Source organism: Pseudomonas sp. B21-053, assembly GCF_026016365.1.
GTDB lineage: Bacteria > Pseudomonadota > Gammaproteobacteria > Pseudomonadales > Pseudomonadaceae > Aquipseudomonas > Aquipseudomonas nunensis.
The window spans coordinates 5,942,562-5,963,567 of record NZ_CP087205.1 but is presented as its reverse complement, the minus strand read 5'-3'; the positions used below and the strand labels follow the sequence as shown (position 1 = coordinate 5,963,567).

The 21,006-nt window shown below is 58.5% G+C and carries 16 protein-coding genes; 12 read left to right on the top strand and 4 right to left on the bottom strand.

From position 1 onward, the window contains the following. Positions 1-58 precede the first annotated feature (58 nt). Complete coding sequence (locus tag LOY68_RS32150; RefSeq protein ID WP_320110083.1) at positions 59-6,991, bottom strand: M10 family metallopeptidase C-terminal domain-containing protein; 6,933 nt, start codon at positions 6,989-6,991, stop codon at positions 59-61. 210 nt (positions 6,992-7,201) lie between these two features. On the opposite strand from LOY68_RS32150, the gene LOY68_RS26620 reads away from it, so the two are divergent. Together LOY68_RS26620 and LOY68_RS26615 are read left to right on the top strand one after the other, a co-directional pair. After that, complete coding sequence (locus tag LOY68_RS26620) at positions 7,202-7,846, top strand: MBL fold metallo-hydrolase (RefSeq protein WP_265040889.1); 645 nt, start codon at positions 7,202-7,204, stop codon at positions 7,844-7,846. Positions 7,847-7,948: 102 nt separating this feature from the next. Continuing rightward, positions 7,949-8,674 carry an OmpA family protein gene (locus LOY68_RS26615; protein WP_054613551.1) on the top strand — a complete coding sequence of 242 codons (726 nt, stop codon included), beginning with the start codon at positions 7,949-7,951 and terminating at the stop codon, positions 8,672-8,674. Positions 8,675-8,903: 229 nt separating this feature from the next. Here LOY68_RS26615 and LOY68_RS26610 read toward each other — a convergent pair whose 3' ends face one another. Next, positions 8,904-9,338: a YhcB family protein gene (locus LOY68_RS26610; RefSeq protein ID WP_163912023.1), complete on the bottom strand. Its 435-nt coding sequence runs from the start codon at positions 9,336-9,338 to the stop codon at positions 8,904-8,906. A gap of 144 nt (positions 9,339-9,482) precedes the next feature. On the opposite strand from LOY68_RS26610, the gene LOY68_RS26605 reads away from it, so the two are divergent. From LOY68_RS26605 to zapE, 3 genes are all read left to right on the top strand, one after another. Next, the gene (locus LOY68_RS26605) at positions 9,483-10,112 is read left to right on the top strand and encodes an alpha/beta hydrolase (protein WP_163912026.1); all 630 of its coding nucleotides are present in this window, start codon (positions 9,483-9,485) and stop codon (positions 10,110-10,112) included. 24 nt (positions 10,113-10,136) lie between these two features. Beyond that, positions 10,137-11,492: a tryptophan--tRNA ligase gene (locus tag LOY68_RS26600; RefSeq protein WP_163912031.1), complete on the top strand. Its 1,356-nt coding sequence runs from the start codon at positions 10,137-10,139 to the stop codon at positions 11,490-11,492. Between the two features lie 91 nt (positions 11,493-11,583). Continuing rightward, positions 11,584-12,678 carry a cell division protein ZapE gene (gene zapE, locus LOY68_RS26595; protein ID WP_054045592.1) on the top strand — a complete coding sequence of 365 codons (1,095 nt, stop codon included), beginning with the start codon at positions 11,584-11,586 and terminating at the stop codon, positions 12,676-12,678. Between the two features lie 174 nt (positions 12,679-12,852). Here zapE and LOY68_RS26590 read toward each other — a convergent pair whose 3' ends face one another. After that, positions 12,853-13,749: a GlxA family transcriptional regulator gene (locus LOY68_RS26590; protein WP_177331411.1), complete on the bottom strand. Its 897-nt coding sequence runs from the start codon at positions 13,747-13,749 to the stop codon at positions 12,853-12,855. A gap of 244 nt (positions 13,750-13,993) precedes the next feature. Between LOY68_RS26590 and LOY68_RS26585 the strand changes: the two genes are divergently transcribed. After that, a complete protein-coding gene (locus tag LOY68_RS26585) occupies positions 13,994-15,130 on the top strand; it encodes an acyl-CoA dehydrogenase family protein (protein ID WP_054045588.1) in 1,137 nt (378 codons plus the stop codon). A 122-nt stretch (positions 15,131-15,252) separates the two neighbouring features. Here LOY68_RS26585 and LOY68_RS26580 read toward each other — a convergent pair whose 3' ends face one another. Further along, a complete protein-coding gene (locus tag LOY68_RS26580) occupies positions 15,253-16,293 on the bottom strand; it encodes an NADP(H)-dependent aldo-keto reductase (RefSeq protein ID WP_163912034.1) in 1,041 nt (346 codons plus the stop codon). A 245-nt stretch (positions 16,294-16,538) separates the two neighbouring features. Between LOY68_RS26580 and rplM the strand changes: the two genes are divergently transcribed. The 6 genes from rplM (at position 16,539) to LOY68_RS26550 (ending at position 20,995) form a co-directional block, all read left to right on the top strand. Further along, on the top strand, positions 16,539-16,967 hold the full coding sequence (gene rplM / locus LOY68_RS26575) for a 50S ribosomal protein L13 (RefSeq protein ID WP_007905295.1): 429 nt from the start codon (positions 16,539-16,541) through the stop codon (positions 16,965-16,967). Between the two features lie 14 nt (positions 16,968-16,981). Further along, on the top strand, positions 16,982-17,374 hold the full coding sequence (gene rpsI, locus LOY68_RS26570) for a 30S ribosomal protein S9 (protein ID WP_003216038.1): 393 nt from the start codon (positions 16,982-16,984) through the stop codon (positions 17,372-17,374). Between the two features lie 266 nt (positions 17,375-17,640). Next, positions 17,641-18,234 carry a ubiquinol-cytochrome c reductase iron-sulfur subunit gene (petA, locus tag LOY68_RS26565; RefSeq protein WP_054045584.1) on the top strand — a complete coding sequence of 198 codons (594 nt, stop codon included), beginning with the start codon at positions 17,641-17,643 and terminating at the stop codon, positions 18,232-18,234. Then, complete coding sequence (locus tag LOY68_RS26560) at positions 18,234-19,445, top strand: cytochrome b (protein ID WP_054045582.1); 1,212 nt, start codon at positions 18,234-18,236, stop codon at positions 19,443-19,445. Before petA ends, LOY68_RS26560 begins: the two co-directional genes overlap by 1 nt. Further along, positions 19,445-20,227 carry a cytochrome c1 gene (locus tag LOY68_RS26555; RefSeq protein WP_265040864.1) on the top strand — a complete coding sequence of 261 codons (783 nt, stop codon included), beginning with the start codon at positions 19,445-19,447 and terminating at the stop codon, positions 20,225-20,227. Before LOY68_RS26560 ends, LOY68_RS26555 begins: the two co-directional genes overlap by 1 nt. A gap of 150 nt (positions 20,228-20,377) precedes the next feature. Further along, positions 20,378-20,995 (top strand): glutathione S-transferase N-terminal domain-containing protein, encoded by a 618-nt coding sequence (locus tag LOY68_RS26550; protein WP_008155978.1) that lies wholly within the window; start codon positions 20,378-20,380, stop codon positions 20,993-20,995. Positions 20,996-21,006 lie beyond the last annotated feature (11 nt).

Here is a 21,006-nt window from a genome sequence, read left to right as displayed (position 1 = left end):
CGCAATCACACACCAAAACGCCCCGAACATGTCGGGGCGTTTTTTTGCGGTCAGTGCGTCAGGCCACCAGATCGGACGCGCTGAAGGTGTTTACGCCAACCAACTGGATTTCGAAGTCCGCACCGGCATTACCACTGACGTTGCCCGAGAGCACATGGTCGACGAAGCGAAGTTGACCCGCTCCGGTGAAATCACTGGCACCGATGAAATTGAAACCGTCAATGCCAGCATTGAGCAAGTTGGCATCAAACTGTGACAGATTGATCTTGTCACCCTCAATGCTACTGAAGTCCGTGATGACATCCCGCAGACTGCCAACGCCCGTTTCGTTCCAGGTGTTGAACACAAACGTGTCTGCCCCACTGCCTCCGGTGAGCGTGTCCTTGCCCAGGCCTCCGATCAGGGTGTCGTTCCCCAGACCACCATCGAAGGTGTTATTGCCGGCGTTACCGGTCATGCGGTTGGCGATGTCGTTGCCGGTGCCGTTGAGGTTGGCGGTGCCGAGCAATTGCATGTCTTCGATGTTGCCCTCCATGTTGTAGTCGATGGATGCGAACACCTGGTCGTGCTCGGTCAACGAGGAACCGGTTTCGAAAACAAAGTCGAAGTCGTCATCGACGTAATAGGTGTCCGCGCCGTCGCCGCCCCTCATGAAGTCGGCGCCTACGCCTCCGTCGAGAGTGTCGTCACCGGCGCCGCCGGTGAGTGAGTCATTGCCGGTACCGCCAATCAGCACGTTGTTCAAACTGTTGCCGGTGCCGCGCAGGTTTGCGCTGCCGGTCAGCACCAGGTTTTCCAGATTGTCGCCCAGCGTCCAGTCAATCGACGAGCGCACAGTGTCGATCTCGCCAGCCAGGGTGCTGGTTTCACTGATGGTGTCGCCAACGTTATCAACCACGTAAGTGTCGTTGCCCAGGCCGCCGATCAACTGGTCGGCGCCGAGGCCGCCATCGAGGATGTTGTTGCCGGCGTTGCCGGTCATCTGGTTGGCGACGTTGTTGCCAGTGCCGTTGAGGTTGGCGCTGCCGAGGAGCAACAGGTTCTCGACATTGGCGCCGAGGGTGTAGTCGATGGAGGCGAACACTCGGTCATAAGCCGTCGGCGAAGTATCGGTCTCGATCACCAGGTCGCCGATGTTGTCGACGTAGTAAGTGTCGACGCCGTCGCCCCCGACCATGGCATCGGCACCTACGCCACCGTCGAGGGTGTCGTCGCCGGCACCGCCACTGAGCACGTTGTTGCCGTTGTTTCCGATCAGGAAGTTGTTCTGGCTGTTGCCGACGCCATTCAGGTGGTCGTTGCCGGTGAGGAACAGGTTTTCCAGGTTGGCGCCGAGCGTCCAACTGACCGACGAACGCACGGTGTCGGTTTCACCGAGCAGGGTGCTGGTTTCGTTGATGGTGTCGCCGAGGTTGTCGACGATGTAGGTGTCGTTGCCCAGGCCGCCAATCAACTGGTCGGCGCCGAGGCCGCCATCGAGAATGTTGTCGCCGGCGTTGCCGGTGATGCGGTTGGCCACGTTGCTGCCGGTGCCGTTGAGGTTGGCGCTGCCGACGAACAGCAAGTTCTCGACGTTGGCACCAAGGGCGTAGTCGATGGACGAGAACACCCGGTCATAAGCGGTCGGCGAGGCATCGGTCTCGATCACCACATCGCCGATGTTGTCGACGTAGTAAGTGTCGATGCCGGCGCCGCCGATCATGATATCGGCACCCAGACCGCCATTGAGGGTGTTGTCGCCATCGTTGCCGGTCAGGCTGTTGTTCAACTCGTTGCCGGTGCCATTGACGGCACTGCCGGTCAGCACCAGGTTTTCCAGGTTGGCGCCCAGCGTCCAGTCAACCGACGAGCGTACGGTGTCAATCTCGCCAGCCAGGGTGCTGGTTTCATTGATGCTGTCGCCGAGGTTGTCGACGATGTAGGTGTCGTTGCCCAGGCCACCGATCAACTGGTCGGCGCCGAGGCCACCGTCGAGAATGTTGTCGCCGGCGTTGCCGGTGATGCGGTTGACCACGTTGCTGCCGGTGCCGTTGAGGTTGGCGCTGCCAAGGAACAACAGGTTCTCGACGTTGGCACCGAGGGTGTAATCGATGGACGAGAACACCCGGTCGTAGGCGGTTGGCGAAGTATCGGTCTCGATTACCAGATCGCCGATGTTGTCGACGTAGTAGGTATCGATGCCGGCGCCGCCGATCATGATGTCGGCGCCAAGGCCGCCATCGAGAGTGTTGTCGCCATCGTTGCCGGTGATGCGATTGATTGATGCGTTGCCGATGCCGTAGACGGCGTTGCCGGTTAACGTCAGGTTCTCGACATTGGCGCCCAGGGTGTAATCGACGGATGAAAACACCCGGTCGACAGCCGTTGGCGAGGTCTCGGTTTCGATCACTACGTCACCGAGGTTATCGACGTAATAGGTGTCTAGGCCGGCGCCGCCGATCATGATATCGGCGCCCGAACCGCCGTTGAGGGTGTTGTCGCCCCCGTTGCCGGTCAGGCTGTTGTTAAGCTCGTTGCCGGTGCCATTGACGGCACTGCCGGTCAGCACCAGGTTTTCGAGATTGGCGCCCAGCGTCCAGTCAACCGACGAGCGTACGGTGTCAATCTCGCCAGCCAGGGTGCTGGTTTCATTGATGCTGTCGCCGAGGTTGTCGACGATGTAGGTGTCGTTGCCCAGGCCGCCGATCAACTGGTCGGCGCCGAGGCCACCGTCGAGAATGTTGTCGCCGGCGTTGCCAGTGATGCGGTTGGCCACGTTGCTGCCGGTGCCGTTGAGGTTGGCGCTGCCGAGGAACAACAGGTTCTCGACGTTGGCGCCGAGGGTGTAATCGATGGACGAGAACACCCGGTCATAAGCCGTCGGCGAAGTATCGGTTTCGATCACCAGGTCGCCGATGTTGTCGACGTAGTAAGTGTCGACGCCGTCGCCCCCGACCATGGCATCGGCACCTACGCCACCGTCGAGGGTGTCGTCGCCGGCCCCGCCGCTGAGCACGTTGTTGCCGTTGTTGCCGATCAGGAAGTTGTTCTGGCTGTTGCCGACGCCATTCAGGTGGTCGTTGCCGGTGAGGAACAGGTTTTCCAGGTTGGCGCCGAGCGTCCAGCTGACCGACGAACGCACGGTGTCGGTTTCACCGAGCAGGGTGCTGGTTTCGTTGATGGTGTCGCCGAGGTTGTCGATGATGTAAGTGTCGTTGCCCAGGCCGCCAATCAACTGGTCGGCGCCGAGGCCGCCATCGAGAATGTTGTCGCCGGCGTTGCCGGTGATGCGGTTGGCCACGTTGCTGCCGGTGCCGTTGAGGTTGGCGCTGCCCAGGAACAACAGGTTCTCGACGTTGGCACCGAGGGTGTAATCGATGGACGAGAACACCCGGTCATAGGCGGTTGGCGAGGCATCGGTCTCGATCACCACATCGCCGATGTTGTCGACGTAGTAGGTGTCGATGCCGGCGCCGCCGATCATGATATCGGCACCCAGACCGCCATTGAGGGTGTTGTCGCCATCGTTGCCGGTCAAGCTGTTGTTGAGCTCGTTGCCGGTGCCGTTGACGGCACTGCCGGTCATCACCAGGTTTTCGAGATTGGCGCCCAGCGTCCAGTCAACCGACGAGCGTACGGTGTCAATCTCGCCAGCCAGGGTGCTGGTTTCATTGATGCTGTCGCCGAGGTTGTCGACGATGTAGGTGTCGTTGCCCAGGCCACCGATCAACTGGTCGGCGCCGAGGCCTCCGTCGAGAATGTTGTCGCCAGCGTTGCCAGTGATGCGGTTGGCCACGTTGCTGCCGGTGCCGTTGAGGTTGGCGCTGCCAAGGAACAACAGGTTCTCGACGTTGGCACCGAGGGTGTAATCGATGGACGAGAACACCCGGTCGTAGGCGGTTGGCGAAGTATCGGTCTCGATTACCAGATCGCCGATGTTGTCGACGTAGTAAGTGTCGACGCCATCGCCCCCGACCATGGCATCAGCACCTACGCCACCGTCGAGGGTGTCGTCGCCGGCCCCGCCGCTGAGCACGTTGTTGCCGTTGTTGCCGATCAGGAAGTTGTTCTGGCTGTTGCCGACGCCATTCAGGTTGTCGCCGCCGGTGAGGAACAGGTTTTCCAGGTTGGCGCCGAGCGTCCAGCTGACCGACGAACGCACGGTGTCGGTTTCACCGACCAGGGCGCTGGTTTCGTTGATACTGTCGCCGAGGTTGTCGACGATGTAGGTGTCGTTGCCCAGGCCACCGATCAACTGGTCGGCGCCAAGGCCACCGTCGAGGATGTTGGCGCCATCGTTGCCGGTGATGCGGTTGGCCACGTTGCTGCCGGTGCCGTTGAGGTTGGCGCTGCCGACCAGAATCAGGTTCTCGACGTTGGCGCCGAGGGTGTAGTCGATGGACGCGAACACCCGGTCATAGGCGGTTGGCGAGGTATCGGTCTCGATCACCACGTCGCCGACGTTATCGACGCAATAGGTGTCGATACCGTCGCCACCGATCATGATGTCAGCGCCGTAGCTGCCATTGAGGGTGTTGTCGCCGCTGTTGCCCGACAACACGTTATCGAGATTGTTGCCGTCGAGGTTGATGGCTGCATTGCCCAGCAGCACGCCATCTTCTACGTTGGCGCTCAAGGTGTAGCTGATCGATGAACGAACCTGATCACGGCCTTCGTTGGCGGCCTCGATCACTCGGTCGTTGATGTCGTCGACAACATAGATGTCATCGCCGGCAAGCCCCGAAAGTGTATCCGCCCCGGCACCGCCATCGAGGATGTTGTTGCCGAGGTTGCCGTTGATGTTGTTTGCGCTGTAATTGCCCGTCGCGTTGATGTTGCCAGCGCCGGTAAGTGTCAGCGCTTCGAGGTTGATATCCAGCGTGAAGCTGGCAGACGCATAAACGTGGTCATAGTCGTTGAACCAGCCTTCGACGATGACGTCACTGGTGTTATCGACAAGGTAGGTGTCATTGCCGTCGCCACCGATCAATTGGTCGGCGCCGAGACCGCCGTCGAGGAAGTTATCGCCGGAGTTGCCGATCAGAACGTTGGCCAGTTCGTTGCCGTTGAGATTCAGGGCGGAACTGCCGAGTAGTTCGCCGTCCTCGATGTTGGCGCCGAGGGTGTAGCTGACGGAGGTACGAACCAGGTCACGACCTTCGTTCGCCTGTTCGACCAGCGTATCGTCCAGGCTGTTGATCACATAGGTGTCGTTGCCCGTGCCACCGATCAGGGTGTCGACGCCGTCTCCACCATCGAGCATGTCATTGCCTGCGCCACCCTGCAGGTTATTGGCAAAGGTGTTGCCGATCAGGATATTGTCTTGACCGTTACCCAGCACATCAAAGGCACCCGCCCCGTTGAGGGTGACATTTTCGAAGTTGCTCAGCGTACCGCTATTCAAATCAACGAGGGTGTTGCTCTGCACGGAGTAGTTGAGCAGCAGGGTGTCGCTGCCCTCGTTGGCATTTTCTTTCGCCAGATTCAGTTCGGCGGCCTGATCAATGACGTAAGCGTCATTGCCAGCGCCTCCGATCAGGGTGTCCAGGCCACCTTGGCCGTCGAGCACGTTGCTGCCAGCGTTGCCGGTCAGGATGTTGTCCTGGGCGTTACCCACGGCATTGATATTGGCGCCGCCGCTGAGCTCAAGGTTTTCCAGGTTATCGCCCAGCGTCCAGCTGACCGATGTGCGCACGGTGTCGATCTCACCGACGACGGTACTGGTTTCAACGATGACATCACCGAAGTTGTCGACCACGTAAGTGTCGTTGCCGGCACCGCCAATCAGCCGATCCGCTCCTTCGTCACCGTCGAGAATGTTGTTGCCGGCGTTACCGGTGATGACGTTGCTCAACGCATTGCCATAGCCGTTGATATTGGCACTGGTTTGCAGCGTCAGGTTTTCTACGTTCTGGTTGTAAAGCAGATTGTAGGTGGCCGTCGAAAAAACCGAATCGATCTCGCTGGTTGAGGTGCCGGTCTCGAAGATCCGGTCATCCCGGTTATCGACATAATAGGTGTCGTTGCCGGCACCGCCATACATCGAGTCCGCGCCTGTGCCGCCATTCAGGACGTTGTCCAGATCATTGCCGCGCAGTACGTCGTTAAAGTTCGAGCCAATGGCGTTTTCTATCTTGGCGCCGTAAGCAATCGCCAGTCCGCTGTTGAACGTGCTCCCGCCAGTGAGAATGGGCAGGCCGATGGTGCTGTACGCACCCTCATTCAAGTTGATGTCGACCCGGATTGCCTGGGTGCTCGCATCGATTGTGTCGTTGCCGCCGGCGTCCCAGATGGTCTCGAAAACCGGTTGGTAGGCTTTCCAGCTATAGACGTTGTCACCGGTTTGCCAATGAGTGTTGGCGCCGTACAACGCCTGCATGGCGAGGATGTCCAGCACCATCGGCGTTGTCGGCTGATAGGAATAATTGTTGTTGTAACTCATGACTGTGAATCGGACATCGTCCAATGCCGGGTCAAGAATCGTGCTATTGCCCGAACTGGCGGAGAACGGATGCTTGAAGCCCAGGGCATGACCGATTTCGTGGATGTAGGTCATGAAGTCATAAGTACCCTTGGTCGGGTACTCGTTGGCCGGTTCGCCAATCCAGACATCACCGCCTACCGGTGAGTTGGAAGGGTTGTATGCCCAGGCGGCCGCTTGATCGCCCATCAACGCATAGCCACCAAAACGCAAGTCGCCGACGTTCGAGATGTTGTCGGTGGTCTGGGTGAAGTTGATATTGGCCACGGCGCTCCAGGTCGCCAGCGCATTGATGATGCCGTTTTTCTGATCGCCAGACAGGGCGTAAATAGCGTTGTATTCGTTATCGGCGCTGTAATTGGTCGCAAAGTAGGAAGTGTTGGGCTCAATAAAGCTGTAACTCAGATTGGTCGGGCCGTTTGTCGTCCAGTTGGTGCCCGCCCAGTAGGAGCCGGAAAGCAAACTGTCGAGCGCTTTAATGCCGGTCAGATTAGAAGAGAAGCTTAAAGAGGAACCAAGGGGCGTAGGCATGCGAATTTCCTGAGTGCGCTGCGGCCCTTCCTGGATGCGACCGCTACAAAAGTCCGATTTTGCACCAGAAATGATGCGTTTGGCATCATATGGCCACTACTTTCTGATTAGTGGCGTCAAATAACTGGCCTGGCGATCTGTATCGGCGAATGGCGTAGAATCGTGAAGCAATTGTCACTGCCTTCCGTCCAATACAGGCCATCGATCTTCATGACTGTTCCCAGTTCCGCACTTATCCGCGAAACCTTCCCCGTCGGCCCGCTCCAGTGCAACTGCACCATCATCGGCGACCCCGTCACCAAGAAAGCCATCGTCGTCGACCCCGGTGGAAACCACGAACTGATCCTCGCCCGCCTCGACGCCCTGGGCCTGAAGGTGGTAACCATCATCCACACCCACGCGCATCTCGATCACTTCCTGGCCTCCGGTCAGTTGAAGGAGAAAACCGGCGCGACCCTGCATCTGCACAAAGAAGATCAATTCCTCTGGGACAACCTGGAGATGCAATGCCAGATGTTCGGTGTGCCCTACACGCCGGTGCCATCGCCGGATCGCTGGTTGGCTGATGATGAAGAACTGGCTTGCGGCTGCGGCGTGGCGATTCATACGCCGGGGCATACGCCAGGTTCCATGAGCTTTTGGTTTTCAGAGGCTAAGCTGCTGATTGCCGGTGACACGTTGTTCAAGCGTGGGGTAGGGCGCACGGATTTGTGGGGTGGCGATCAGGCGACCATCGTGCGGTCGATCAAGCAGCGGCTGTATACCCTCGACGAGGAAGCCACTGTGGTCACTGGCCATGGTCCGGATACGCGTCTGGGTGATGAAATGCGCGAGAACCCGTTTGTGCGGGCCTGAATTGTAACCAGCGGAATTTTTACTCGCGCAAATGATCCAACGCCCGCATAGGCCGATGCCTTGGTCCGTTGCACCTCAGAATGCAAAAAGTAGGAGCTCTTCATGTTCACCAAGCAGCGTTTGATTATTGTCGCAACTGCTGTGGCCTTGTTGTCTGGCTGCGCTTCACCTAATCCTTATGACAATCAGGGACAGGCCGATGGCGGTTCCCAAGGCATGAGCAAAACCGCCAAGTACGGCGGCCTCGGCGCCCTGGCGGGTGCTTTGGCGGGTGCCGCGATCGGTCACGATAATCGTGGCAAGGGCGCGTTGATCGGTGCTGCCGTGGTGGGTGCTTCCGCGGCCGGTTACGGTTATTACGCCGACCAGCAAGAGAAAAAGCTGCGGGCCAGCATGGCCAACACCGGGGTTGAAGTGCAGCGCCAGGGCGATCAGATCAAGCTGATCATGCCGGGCAACATCACGTTCGCCACCGATTCGGCGAACATCGCTTCCAGCTTCTATCAGCCGCTGAACAATCTGGCAGGCTCGCTCAAGGAGTTCAGCCAGAACCAGATCGAGATCGTCGGCTACACCGACAGCACCGGCGCCCGTCAGCACAACATGGACCTGTCCCAGCGGCGCGCCCAGAGTGTGGCGACTTACCTGACATCCCAAGGTGTCAGCGGTGCCAACCTGTCGGCCCGTGGCGCCGGCCCGGATAACCCGATTGCCAGCAACGGCGACGTCAACGGCCGGGCGCAGAACCGCCGGGTCGAGGTCAACCTGAAGGCGATTCCGGGTCAGCAGTATCAGCAGCAGGGGCAGCCTGTTCAGCAGTACCAGTAAACCCCGGGTGTAAAAAGAACCGCACGATCTTCAAAAGATCGGGCGGTTTTTTTTGTGTCGCTTGTTAGGGCCCCTTCGCGAGCAAGCCCGCTCCCACCTTTGGAGTGCAATCCCCTGTGGGAGCGGGCTTGCTCGCGAAGGGGCCGGTGCAGACAACCCAACAATCAGCCACAAAAAAGCCCTCGGACAATCACTCATCCGAGGGCTTTTTGCGTAGCGCGAAACCTGATTATTTCTTCAGGCCGTAATGCTCATCGAGCATGCCCGGCGCGTTCGGGGCTTTTGGCGCGTAGTCGCGAGGCGGCTCCTGATTGCGCGGTGGCGTCAGGCGTTCCCGTGGCGCCACGGTGGCGTCAGCGTGCAGGGCGGCCAGCAAGCGTTGGCGAGTCTGCTCGTCCAGGGCCAGACGATTGGCACCCTCGGCGAGATGATCCTGCACTTCCTGATAGCTCGCAGTCAGTTTCTTGACCAGCGAGGCAGTGCTGTTGAAGTGAGTAACCACCTCGTTCTGATAACTGTCGAAACGTTCCTGAATATCATCCAGCTGACGTTGTGTGCTGCTAGGAGCGGCATTTGGCACCAGGCGAGCGATCAGGAATCCAACGGCGACACCCACAACCAGGGCAAGAGTCGGCAACAACCAAACTAAGAGCGAGTGTTCCACGAGTCCTTCCTCTATAAACGGCTTTGCTTTACGTTAACGGCTCGAACCTGCGCTGTATACCGCGATTCACTCGCAATAGATTGGCACAGACAATTTGCTAGACGAGTCGACCCGATTCGAGGTCACGGAGTTCCTTCCTTGCTTATGCGCGAAACCCCTGTAGTGATTGATGGCCCCGTCGGTCAACTGGAAAGTTTGTACCTGGATAACGAGCAGCCGCGCGGCATTGCGCTGATCTGCCATCCGAACCCGGTGCAGGGCGGCACCATGCTCAATAAAGTCGTGTCGACCTTGCAGCGCACCGCCCGCGACGCCGGTTTGGTTACCTTGCGTTTCAATTACCGTGGCGTTGGCACCAGCGCAGGCAGCCACGACATGGGCACCGGTGAAGTCGACGATGCCCAGGCGGCCGCCGAATGGCTGCGGGCCAAGCACCCGGACTTGCCGTTGACGCTGTTCGGTTTCTCCTTCGGTGGTTTTGTTGCTGCCAGCCTCGGCGGACGCCTGGAAGCGCAGGGCGAACAGCTGAAACATCTGTTCATGGTCGCGCCGGCGGTGATGCGCCTCGGCGATCAGGATCAACTGCCGCAACACGGCGAGCTGACCCTGATCCAGCCAGAAACCGACGAAGTCATCGATCCGCAGCTCGTCTACGACTGGTCCGACAAACTCGATCGCCCCCATGAGCTGCTGAAAGTGGCAGAATGCGGACACTTTTTTCATGGCAAGCTGACCGATCTCAAGGATCTGATCCTGCCGCGTCTTTCGAATTGATTGCAGTCTGACAAGCGATTACCCATGACGACTCGTACCCGTATCCTCACCGGCATCACCACCACCGGCACGCCGCACCTGGGCAACTACGCCGGCGCCATCCGCCCGGCGATCGTCGCCAGCCGTGACAGCAATGCCGATTCGTTCTACTTCCTGGCCGACTACCACGCCCTGATCAAATGCGATGACCCGCTGCGCATCCAGCGCTCGCGTCTGGAAATCGCCGCGACCTGGCTGGCCGGTGGCCTCGACGTTGATCGCGTGACCTTCTATCGCCAGTCCGACATCCCGGAAATCCCCGAGCTGACCTGGCTGCTGACCTGCGTTGCCGCCAAGGGCCTGCTGAACCGCGCCCACGCCTATAAGGCCTCGGTGGACAAGAATGTCGAGACCGGCGAAGACCCGGATGCCGGCATCACCATGGGTTTGTACAGCTACCCGGTGCTGATGGCTGCGGACATCCTGATGTTCAACGCGCACAAAGTGCCGGTCGGTCGTGACCAGATCCAGCACGTGGAAATGGCCCGGGACATCGGCCAGCGCTTCAACCATCTGTTCGGTCAGGGCAAAGAATTCTTCACCATGCCGGAGGCGCTGATCGAAGAAAGCGTCGCCACGCTGCCAGGCCTCGACGGTCGCAAGATGTCGAAAAGCTACGACAACACCATTCCGTTGTTCAGCAGCGCCAAAGAGATGAAGGACGCGATTTCGCGGATCGTCACTGACTCCCGCGCACCGGGCGAAGCCAAGGATCCGGACAACTCGCACCTGTTTACTCTGTTCCAGGCCTTCGCCACCCCGGCGCAGTCCGACGAATTCCGCAGCGAACTGCTGCAAGGCCTGGGTTGGGGCGAGGCGAAGAATCGTCTGTTCCAGTTGCTCGACAGCGAGCTGGGCGAGTCCCGCGAGCGTTATCACCAGTTGATCGAACGCCCGGCAGACCTGGAAGACATGCTGCAGATCGGCGCGAAAAAGGCTCGCTCGGTGGCCACGCCGTTCCTTCACGAACTGCGCGAAGCGGTCGGCCTGCGTTCTTTCGTCGCCCAGACCCAAGTCGCTGCGACGACCAAGAAGAAAGCTGCGAAAGCCGCGCGTTTCGTCAGCTTCCGCGAAGACGACGGCAGTTTCCGCTTCCGTCTGCTGGCGGCCGATGGCGAGCAACTGCTGCTGTCGCGCAACTTTGCCGACGGCAAAACCGCCGGCCAGGTGACCAAGCAACTGCAAGCGGGCCAGCCTCTGGACGTGCGCAGCGAAGACCTGAGCTTCAGCGTCTGGCTGGAAGGCGCGTGCGTCGGCGACAGCCCGACCTTCGCTGACAGCGCCGCTCGCGACGTCGCCATCGACGCCCTGCGCGTTGCGTTGACGCCGGTTCAGGAATAAATCAGCGGCTCGACCCGACCAAGGGCCGATTGCCATTCCCACGGGCCGTCGCTACAGTGACGGCCCGTTTTTGTTGCCTTGCTAACGAATTATGACGCCCCTAGAACGATATCAAGCTGATCTGAAACGCCCGGAATTCTTCCATGACGCCGCCCAGGAAACTGCGGTGCGTCATTTGCAGCGCCTGTACGACGATCTGGTCGCGGCCTCGCAGAGCAAGCCGGGCCTGTTCGGCAAGCTGTTTGGCAAAAAAGACCAGGCGCCGGTCAAGGGCCTGTACTTCTGGGGCGGCGTGGGTCGCGGCAAGACCTACCTGGTCGACACCTTCTTCGAAGCCCTGCCGTTCAAGGAAAAGGTCCGCACTCACTTCCACCGCTTCATGAAGCGCGTGCACGAAGAGATGAAGACCCTCGGTGGCGAGAAAAACCCGTTGACCATCATCGCCAAGCGCTTCTCCGACGAAGCCCGGGTGATCTGTTTCGATGAATTCTTCGTCTCCGACATCACCGACGCCATGATCCTCGGCACGCTGATGGAAGAACTGTTCAAGAACGGCGTAACCCTGGTCGCGACCTCGAACATCGTGCCGGACGGTTTGTACAAGGATGGCCTGCAACGTGCGCGCTTCCTGCCGGCCATCGCGCTGATCAAGCAGAACACCGACATCGTCAACGTCGACAGCGGCGTCGATTATCGTCTGCGTCACCTTGAGCAAGCCGAGCTGTTCCACTTCCCGCTCGACGAAGCGTCCCAGGAAAGCCTGCGCAAAAGTTTCCGCGCCCTGACGCCGGAATGCACGGCTGCCATCGAAAACGATGTGCTGATGATCGAAAACCGCGAAATCCGTGCCTTGCGCACCTGTGATGACGTGGCCTGGTTCGACTTCCGCGAACTGTGCGACGGCCCGCGCAGCCAGAACGATTACATCGAACTGGGCAAGATCTTCCACGCCGTGTTGCTCAGCGGTGTCGAGCAGATGAGCGTCACCACCGACGACATCGCCCGACGCTTTATCAACATGGTCGATGAGTTCTACGACCGTAACGTGAAGCTGATCATTTCTGCTGAAGTCGAGCTCAAAGACCTCTACACCGGCGGTCGCTTGAATTTCGAGTTCCAGCGTACGCTGAGTCGTCTGCTGGAAATGCAATCCCACGAATTCCTGTCCCGGGCGCATAAGCCGTAGGACGATTAGGAAAATAAAAAAAGGGCCTGCAAACGCAGGCCCTTTTTTTGTGCGCTGAAGATCCCTGTGGGAGCGGGCTTGCTCGCGAAAGCGGTGTATCAGTCGACATCAATGTTGAATGTCAGTCCGCATTCGCGAGCAAGCCCGCTCCCACATTATTGGATTTCTGTTGTTTCACGCAGCCTGCTGAAACTGCTGCCGATACTGGTTCGGCGACAATTCGGTGTGCTGGCGGAACAGCCGCGCAAAGAAGCTCGCATCGTCGTAGCCGACCTCATAACTGATGGTCTTGATGCTCTTGCGGCTGCCGGACAACAAGCCCTTGGCGGTCTCGATGCGCAGGCGTTGCAGGTAGTGCAGCGGTTTGTCGCCGGTGGCAGTCTGGAAGCGGCGCATGAAGTTGCGAATGCTCATGCCGTGTTCGCGGGCCACGTCTTCGAAGCGAAACTTGTCAGCGAAGTGTTCTTCGAGCCAGTGCTGGATCTGCAGGATGATTACGTCCTGGTGTAGCTTCTGTCCGCCGAAACCGATGCGGCCCGGTGCGTAGCTACGCTGCACTTCATACAGAATGTCCCGGGCCACGGCCTGGGCCACGTTGGCGCCGCAGAAACGCTCGATCAAGTAGATGTAGAGGTCGCACGCCGAGGTCGTACCGCCGGCGCAATACAGGTTGTCCGCGTCGGTCAGGTGCTTGTCCTGATTGAGGTGAACCTGCGGGTAACGCTCGGCAAACGCGTTGAAGAAGCGCCAGTAAGTGGTCGCTTCCTTGCCGTTGAGCAGCCCGGCTTCCGCCAGCCAGAACACCCCGGTGGCTTCGCCGCACAGCACCGCGCCACGAGCGTGTTGCTCTCGCAGCCACGGCAGCACCTGTGGATAACGTTTGCACAGGGTTTCGAAATCGTCCCAGAAGGCCGGGAGGATGATGATGTCGGCGTTTTCCAGGCCGCCATCCACCGGCATGATCACATCGCTGAAGCTGTTTACCGGTTTGCCGTCGGGGCTGACCAGCCGGGTTTCGAACGCCGGTGTCAGGCCGTGGCCCAGTTGTTTGCCGTAGCGCAGGCTGGCCAGATGGAAGAAATCCTTGGCTTGCATGAGGGTGGAAGCGAAAACCCGGTCGATAGCCAGGATGCTGACGCGCCGCAGGGGCGTGGAGACTTGGTTAGACATAATTCAACTTTATTCTTATAGGGGAAAGTGGTCACCAGACGGCTGGATCGTCTTATTTTTTGTCTGATGTGTCCAGTGTCCTGTATCGGAAGCGGGGCTTAGTCTCTGAAGGTCATTTCCTTCTAACAATAACGGCAGGTGCCGCATGATTCCCAGAACCTTGTTCAGTTCCGAGCACGAACTCTTTCGCGACAGCGTGCGAACGTTCCTCGAAAAAGAGGCCGTGCCGTTCCATGGGCAATGGGAAAAACAGGGCTACATCGACCGTCAACTCTGGAACAAGGCGGGGGAGGCGGGGATGCTTTGTTCGCACCTGCCGGAAGAATACGGCGGGCTGGGGGCGGACTTTCTCTACAGCGCGGTGGTGATTGAGGAGGTCGGTCGTCTCGGACTGACCGGGATCGGTTTCTCGCTGCATTCGGACATCGTCGCGCCGTATATCCTGCATTACGGCAGCGAAGCGTTGAAACACAAATACCTGCCGAAACTGGTGTCTGGCGAGATGGTCACGGCAATTGCCATGACCGAGCCGGGCGCCGGGTCCGACTTGCAAGGGGTCAAAACCACCGCAGTGCTGGACGGTGATGAGTACGTGATCAACGGCTCGAAAACCTTCATCACCAATGGCTATCTGGCGGACCTGGTCATTGTTGTCGCCAAGACCGATCCGAAGGCCGGCGCCAAGGGCACCAGCTTGTTTCTGGTGGAAGCCAACACGCCAGGCTTCGCCAAGGGCAAGCGCCTGGAAAAAGTCGGCATGAAGGCCCAGGACACGTCGGAATTGTTCTTCCAGGACGTACGCGTGCCGAAGGAAAATTTGTTGGGCCAGGCCGGGATGGGCTTCGCCTACCTGATGCAGGAATTGCCGCAAGAACGTCTGACCGTTGCGGTCGGCGGACTGGCTTCGGCCGAAGCGGCGCTGCAATGGACGCTGGACTACACCCGCGAGCGCAAGGCGTTCGGCAAGGCGATTGCCGACTTCCAGAACACTCGCTTCAAACTGGCGGAAATGGCGACTGAAATTCAGATTGGCCGAGTGTTCGTCGACAAATGCCTGGAGCTGCACCTGCAAGGCAAGCTCGACGTGCCGACGGCGGCAATGGCGAAATACTGGGGCACGGACCTGCAATGCAAGGTGCTCGACGAATGCGTGCAGTTGCATGGCGGTTACGGATTCATGTGGGAATACCCGGTGGCCCGGGCGTGGGCGGATGCGCGGGTGCAGCGGATCTATGCCGGCACCAACGAGATCATGAAGGAGATTATTGCGCGGTCGCTTTGAAGATTTGGTGAATTCGAGATCCCCTTCGCGAGCAAGCCCGCTCCCACATTTAACCGAGTTCTCCAGAAGAATGCGGTCGAATGTGGGAGCGGGCTTGCTCGCGAAGGCTTTTTACCTGGCGATCAAGGCGCAGGATTCGGGTGATCCTTGTGAATCGCCTCGATCCCCGCCAGCACTTCATCGGAAAGTTTCAGCTCGAAACTCGCAATGTTGCTGTCCAATTGCTCCAGCGTGGTCGCACCAATGATGTTGCTGGTTACGAACGGTTGCTGGGTCACGAAAGCCAACGCCATTTGCGCCGGGTCCAGACCGTGTTCACGCGCCAGTGCGACATAACGGCTGCAGGCTGCTTCCGACTGCGCGTTGAAATAGCGGCTGAAGCGGCTGTAGAGGCTCAGGCGACCTTTCGGTGGACGTGCGCCACCTTCGTACTTGCCCGACAGGAAACCGAACGCCAGAGGCGAATAGGCGAGCAGGCCGCATTGTTCGCGAATGGCGATTTCCGCCAGGCCGACTTCAAAGCTGCGGTTGAGCAGGTTGTACGGGTTCTGGATCGACACGGCGCGCGGCCAGCCGCGGGCTTCAGCCAGGGCGAGGAAGCGCATGGTGCCCCACGGGGTTTCGTTGGACAGCCCGATGTGGCGGATCTTGCCGGCCTTGACCTGTTCGTCGAGCGCTTCGAGGGTGTCTTCCAGCGGTGTCAGGTTGGCTTCGATCTTGTGCTTGTAGCCCAGCTGACCAAAGAAATTGGTGCTGCGTTCCGGCCAGTGCAGTTGATAGAGATCGATGTAGTCGGTCTGCAAGCGCTTGAGGCTGGCGTCCACGGCTTCAGTGATGTGCTGGCGGTTGTGGCGCAGGTTTTTGTCGCGGATGTAGTCGATGGTGTTGCCGGGGCCGGCGATCTTGCTCGCCAGGATCCAGTCGGCACGATCACCGCGACTCTTGAAGTAATTGCCGATGTAGCGCTCGGTGGTGGCGTAGGTTTCGGCCTTGGGTGGCACCGGGTACATTTCGGCGGTGTCGATGAAATTGATCCCGGCGCCTTTGGCCCGTTCTATCTGCGCGAAGGCTTCAGCCTCGCTGTTTTGCTCGCCCCAGGTCATGGTTCCGAGACAGATTGCACTCACGTTCAGATTGGTTCGGCCTAGCTGGCGATAGTCCATCGGGTGCTCCTTGGGCAAAACAATCATAAAAGCAGGTTGAAATATTTTTCGCAATCTGCATAATTGCGCACCTCTTTCTGCAGTGGAAGTGATGCGCCGCCGCCGAAGAATCTTGCCGTTGAACGGACGCGCCGACCCGAGCCCCCGAAAGCGTCTGTATCCGGCTGCCTTTGACTTGTCAAAGTACGCACTATTCAGTAAGATCCGCCGTCTAATTTACAGGGCGGCCCCTGAGGCTATAAAGAATGAAAACTTTTACTGCTAAACCGGAAACAGTACAGCGCGACTGGTTTGTCGTCGACGCTGCAGGTCAGACCCTGGGTCGTCTGGCCACCGAAATCGCGAGCCGTCTGCGTGGCAAGCATAAAGCTGAGTACACTCCTCACGTTGACACCGGCGATTACATCGTCGTTATCAATGCCGAGCAGATTCGTGTAACTGGTGCTAAAACCACCGACAAGATCTACTACTCCCACTCCGGTTTCCCGGGCGGCATCAAGTCGATCAACTTCGAAAAGCTGATCGCTAAAGCCCCTGAGCGCGTGATCGAGACCGCGGTTAAAGGCATGCTGCCTAAGAACCCGCTGGGTCGCGACATGTATCGTAAGCTGAAAGTCTATGCGGGCGCTGTACACCCTCATACTGCTCAGCAGCCCCAAGAACTGAAGTTTTAACGGAATAGTTCATTATGTCGGCGACTCAAAATTACGGCACTGGCCGTCGCAAGACCGCAACCGCACGCGTTTTCCTGCGTCCGGGTACTGGTAACATCTCCATCAACAACCGCACCCTGGAAAATTTCTTCGGCCGCGAGACTGCCCGCATGGTAGTTCGTCAGCCGCTGGAACTGACTGAGACTGTCGAGAAATTCGACATCTACGTCACCGTGATCGGTGGTGGTGTAAGTGGTCAAGCTGGCGCAATCCGCCACGGTATCACTCGCGCACTGATGCAGTACGACGAAACCCTGCGTGGCGCTCTGCGCAAAGCTGGCTTCGTTACTCGCGATGCTCGTGAAGTTGAACGTAAGAAAGTTGGTCTGCGTAAAGCGCGTAAGCGTCCGCAGTACTCGAAGCGTTAATTCGCTTCCACGTTCAAAAGAACGCCCAGTCTCCTCACGGAGCTGGGCGTTTTTTTATGCGTGCGATTTCTTAAAGAATTGCGCTGTGACAACTTGCCACATCCGTAGAGCCCCTATACTGCAAGGCTTGGCAGTGGAGCCCTTGGGTAATTACCTTGTCAGAATTGGGGCTTTTCATTACCATTCGGCAAAATTTTTATAAGTACATAGATTTACTTAGTAGATGCCTGATTTAACAGGCCACAAAGCTGATGGGAGAGGACTGAATGAGCAATGACGGCGTGAATGCAGGCCGGCGTCGCTTCTTGGTAGCAGCCACATCCGTGGTGGGTGCTGCAGGAGCGGTGGGGGCTGCGGTCCCGTTCGTGGGGTCATGGTTTCCCAGTGCCAAGGCGAAAGCCGCAGGTGCACCGGTGAAAGTGAATGTCAGCAAAATCGAGCCAGGCCAGCAGATGATTGCTGAGTGGCGCGGTCAGCCAGTATTCATTGTCCGCCGAACCGCGGAAATCCTGGGGAATCTGAAGAAGATCGAGGGCCAGTTGTCTGACCCGACCTCCAAGAACTCGACACAACCGACCTACGTCGATCCAGAAACGCGTTCGATCAAGCCAGAGGTCCTGCTGCTGATCGGTATCTGCACACACCTGGGTTGCTCGCCGACCTTCCGCCCTGAAGTGGCACCTGCTGATCTGGGCAAAGACTGGGTAGGTGGTTATTTCTGCCCTTGCCACGGTTCCCACTACGATCTGGCTGGCCGCGTCTACAAGTCGCAACCTGCGCCTTTGAACCTGCCAGTTCCCCCGCATTCCTATGAGACCGATGAGATTATTGTCATTGGCGTCGATACGGAGAAAGCGTGATGAGCAAGTTCATGGATTGGGTTGATGCGCGCTTTCCCGCGACCAAAATGTGGGAAGACCATCTCAGCAAGTACTACGCCCCGAAGAACTTCAACTTCTTCTATTTCTTTGGTTCCCTCGCACTGCTCGTTCTGGTCAACCAGATCGTTACCGGTGTCTGGCTGACCATGAGCTACACCCCGTCGGCGGAAGAAGCGTTTGCCTCCGTCGAATACATCATGCGCGACGTCGAGTACGGCTCGATCCTGCGACTGCTGCACTCCACCGGCGCTTCGGCGTTCTTCATCGTGGTCTATCTGCACATGTTCCGTGGTTTGCTCTACGGTTCGTACCAGAAGCCACGTGAGCTGGTGTGGGTCTTCGGCATGCTGATCTACCTGGCGCTGATGGCTGAAGCCTTCATGGGTTACCTGCTGCCGTGGGGCCAGATGTCCTACTGGGGTGCCCAGGTGATCATCTCGCTGTTCGGTGCGATCCCGGTCATCGGCAACGACCTGACCCAGTGGATTCGTGGCGACTACCTGATTTCCGGTATTACCCTGAACCGCTTCTTCGCCTTGCACGTTGTGGCGCTGCCAATCGTGATCCTCGGCCTGGTGGTGTTGCACGTACTGGCGCTGCACGAAGTCGGTTCGAACAACCCGGACGGCGTGGACATCAAGAAACACAAAGACGAAAACGGCGTACCGCTGGACGGCATTGCCTTCCACCCGTACTACACCGTGAAAGATATCGTCGGCGTGGTGGTGTTCCTGTTCATCTTCTGCTCGATCGTGTTCTTCTTCCCGGAAATGGGCGGTTACTTCCTCGAGAAGCCGAACTTTGAAGTGGCGAACGCCTTCAAGACCCCAGAGCACATCGCGCCGGTCTGGTACTTCACGCCGTTCTACGCGATCTTGCGGGCAATTCCCGACAAGCTCATGGGCGTCATCGCCATGGGTGCTTCGATTGCCATGCTGTTCGTCCTGCCTTGGCTCGACCGCAGTCCGGTCAAGTCCATGCGCTACAAGGGCTGGCTGAGCAAGATCTGGCTTTGGGTGTTCTGCATCTGCTTCGTGATCCTCGGCGTGCTGGGCGTATTGGCCCCAACCCCTGAGCGGACACTGGTGTCGCAGATTTGCACCTTCCTGTACTTCGCCTACTTCATTCTGATGCCGTTCTACACCAGGCTCGAGAAGACCAAACCGGTTCCGGAAAGGGTGACTGGCTGATGAAAAAGCTATTTGCTGTATTGATTCTTGCTGCTCTGCCAGTGTTCTCCTTCGCAGCCGAACACGGTGGCCCGGAGCTGGAAAAAGTCGACATCGACGTTTCCGACAAAGCGGCCATGCAGGACGGCGCACGTACGTTCGCCAACTACTGCATGGGTTGCCACAGTGCCAAGTTCCAGCGCTATGAGCGCGTTGCCGACGACCTGGGGATTCCTCACGATCTGATGCTGAAGAACCTGGTGTTCACCGGCGCCAAGATCGGCGACCACATGAGCATCGGCATGCAGCCGGCAGACGCCAAGACCTGGTTCGGCGCAGCGCCGCCGGACCTGACCCTGGTGGCTCGCGTGCGTGGCACTGACTGGCTCTACGGCTACCTGCGTTCGTTCTATGAAGACCCGACGCGTCCTTGGGGTGTGAACAACAAGGTGTTCCCGAACGTCGGCATGCCTAACGTGCTGGTCGGCCTGCAAGGTCGCCAGGTGGTTGGCTGCAAACAGGTTCAAATCGTCGAGGACGGCAAGAAGCAGTATGATCCGCTGACCGGTTCGAAGCTGACTCATGAAGCGTGCGATCAGTTGACCATTGTGCCGAAGAGTGGTGCCCTGAACGAAGAGCAGTTCGATGAGAAGGTCAAGAATCTGGTAACCTTCCTCGCTTACTCGGCTAACCCGGTAAAGCTTCAACATCAGCGCATCGGCACCTATGTATTGCTCTACCTGGCGTTCTTCTTCGTATTCGCATACTTGCTCAAGCGTGAATACTGGAAAGACGTCCATTGATAAAGCTGTAAGCAATTGCTGTTAATCGCGCGCGCCCAGGGGCGTCTCTGAAGGTGTAACGAGTCTGGTAAGCCAGGCGTTACGGGAGGCGCCCTCTGGGCGCGCGCGTTTTTCCGCTTCCGATAATTTCTACAAGCGAGGAGGACCGCCATGGGCGTGACCAATCGGTTGGCCTGTTACTCCGACCCCGCCGACCACTATTCCCACCGAGTACGCATCGTACTTGCAGAGAAGGGTGTCAGCGCCGAGATCATTTATGTGGAAGCTGGTCGCCAGCCGCCTAAACTGATCGAAGTGAACCCTTACGGTAGCTTGCCCACCCTGGTCGATCGTGACTTGGCGTTGTGGGAGTCGACCGTGGTGATGGAATATCTGGATGAGCGTTACCCGCACCCGCCTTTACTGCCGGTTTATCCTGTGGCGCGTGCAAACAGCCGTCTGCTGATTCATCGTATTCAGCGTGACTGGTGTGGCCTGGTGGATCTGATCCTGGATTCCCGGTCCAAGGAAGCCGCCCGCGTTGTCGCTCGTAAAGAGCTGCGCGAAAGCCTGACAGGCGTGTCGCCGTTGTTCGCCGACAAGCCGTTTTTCCTCAGTGAGGAACAAAGTCTGGTGGATTGCTGCCTATTGCCAATACTCTGGCGATTGCCGATTTTGGGTATTGAACTGCCGCGGCCTGCCAAGCCGCTGCTTGATTACATGGAGCGCTCTTTCGCGCGTGAGGCTTTCCAGGCGAGTCTGTCTGGTGTCGAACGCGATATGCGCTAAGGCTTAAGGAG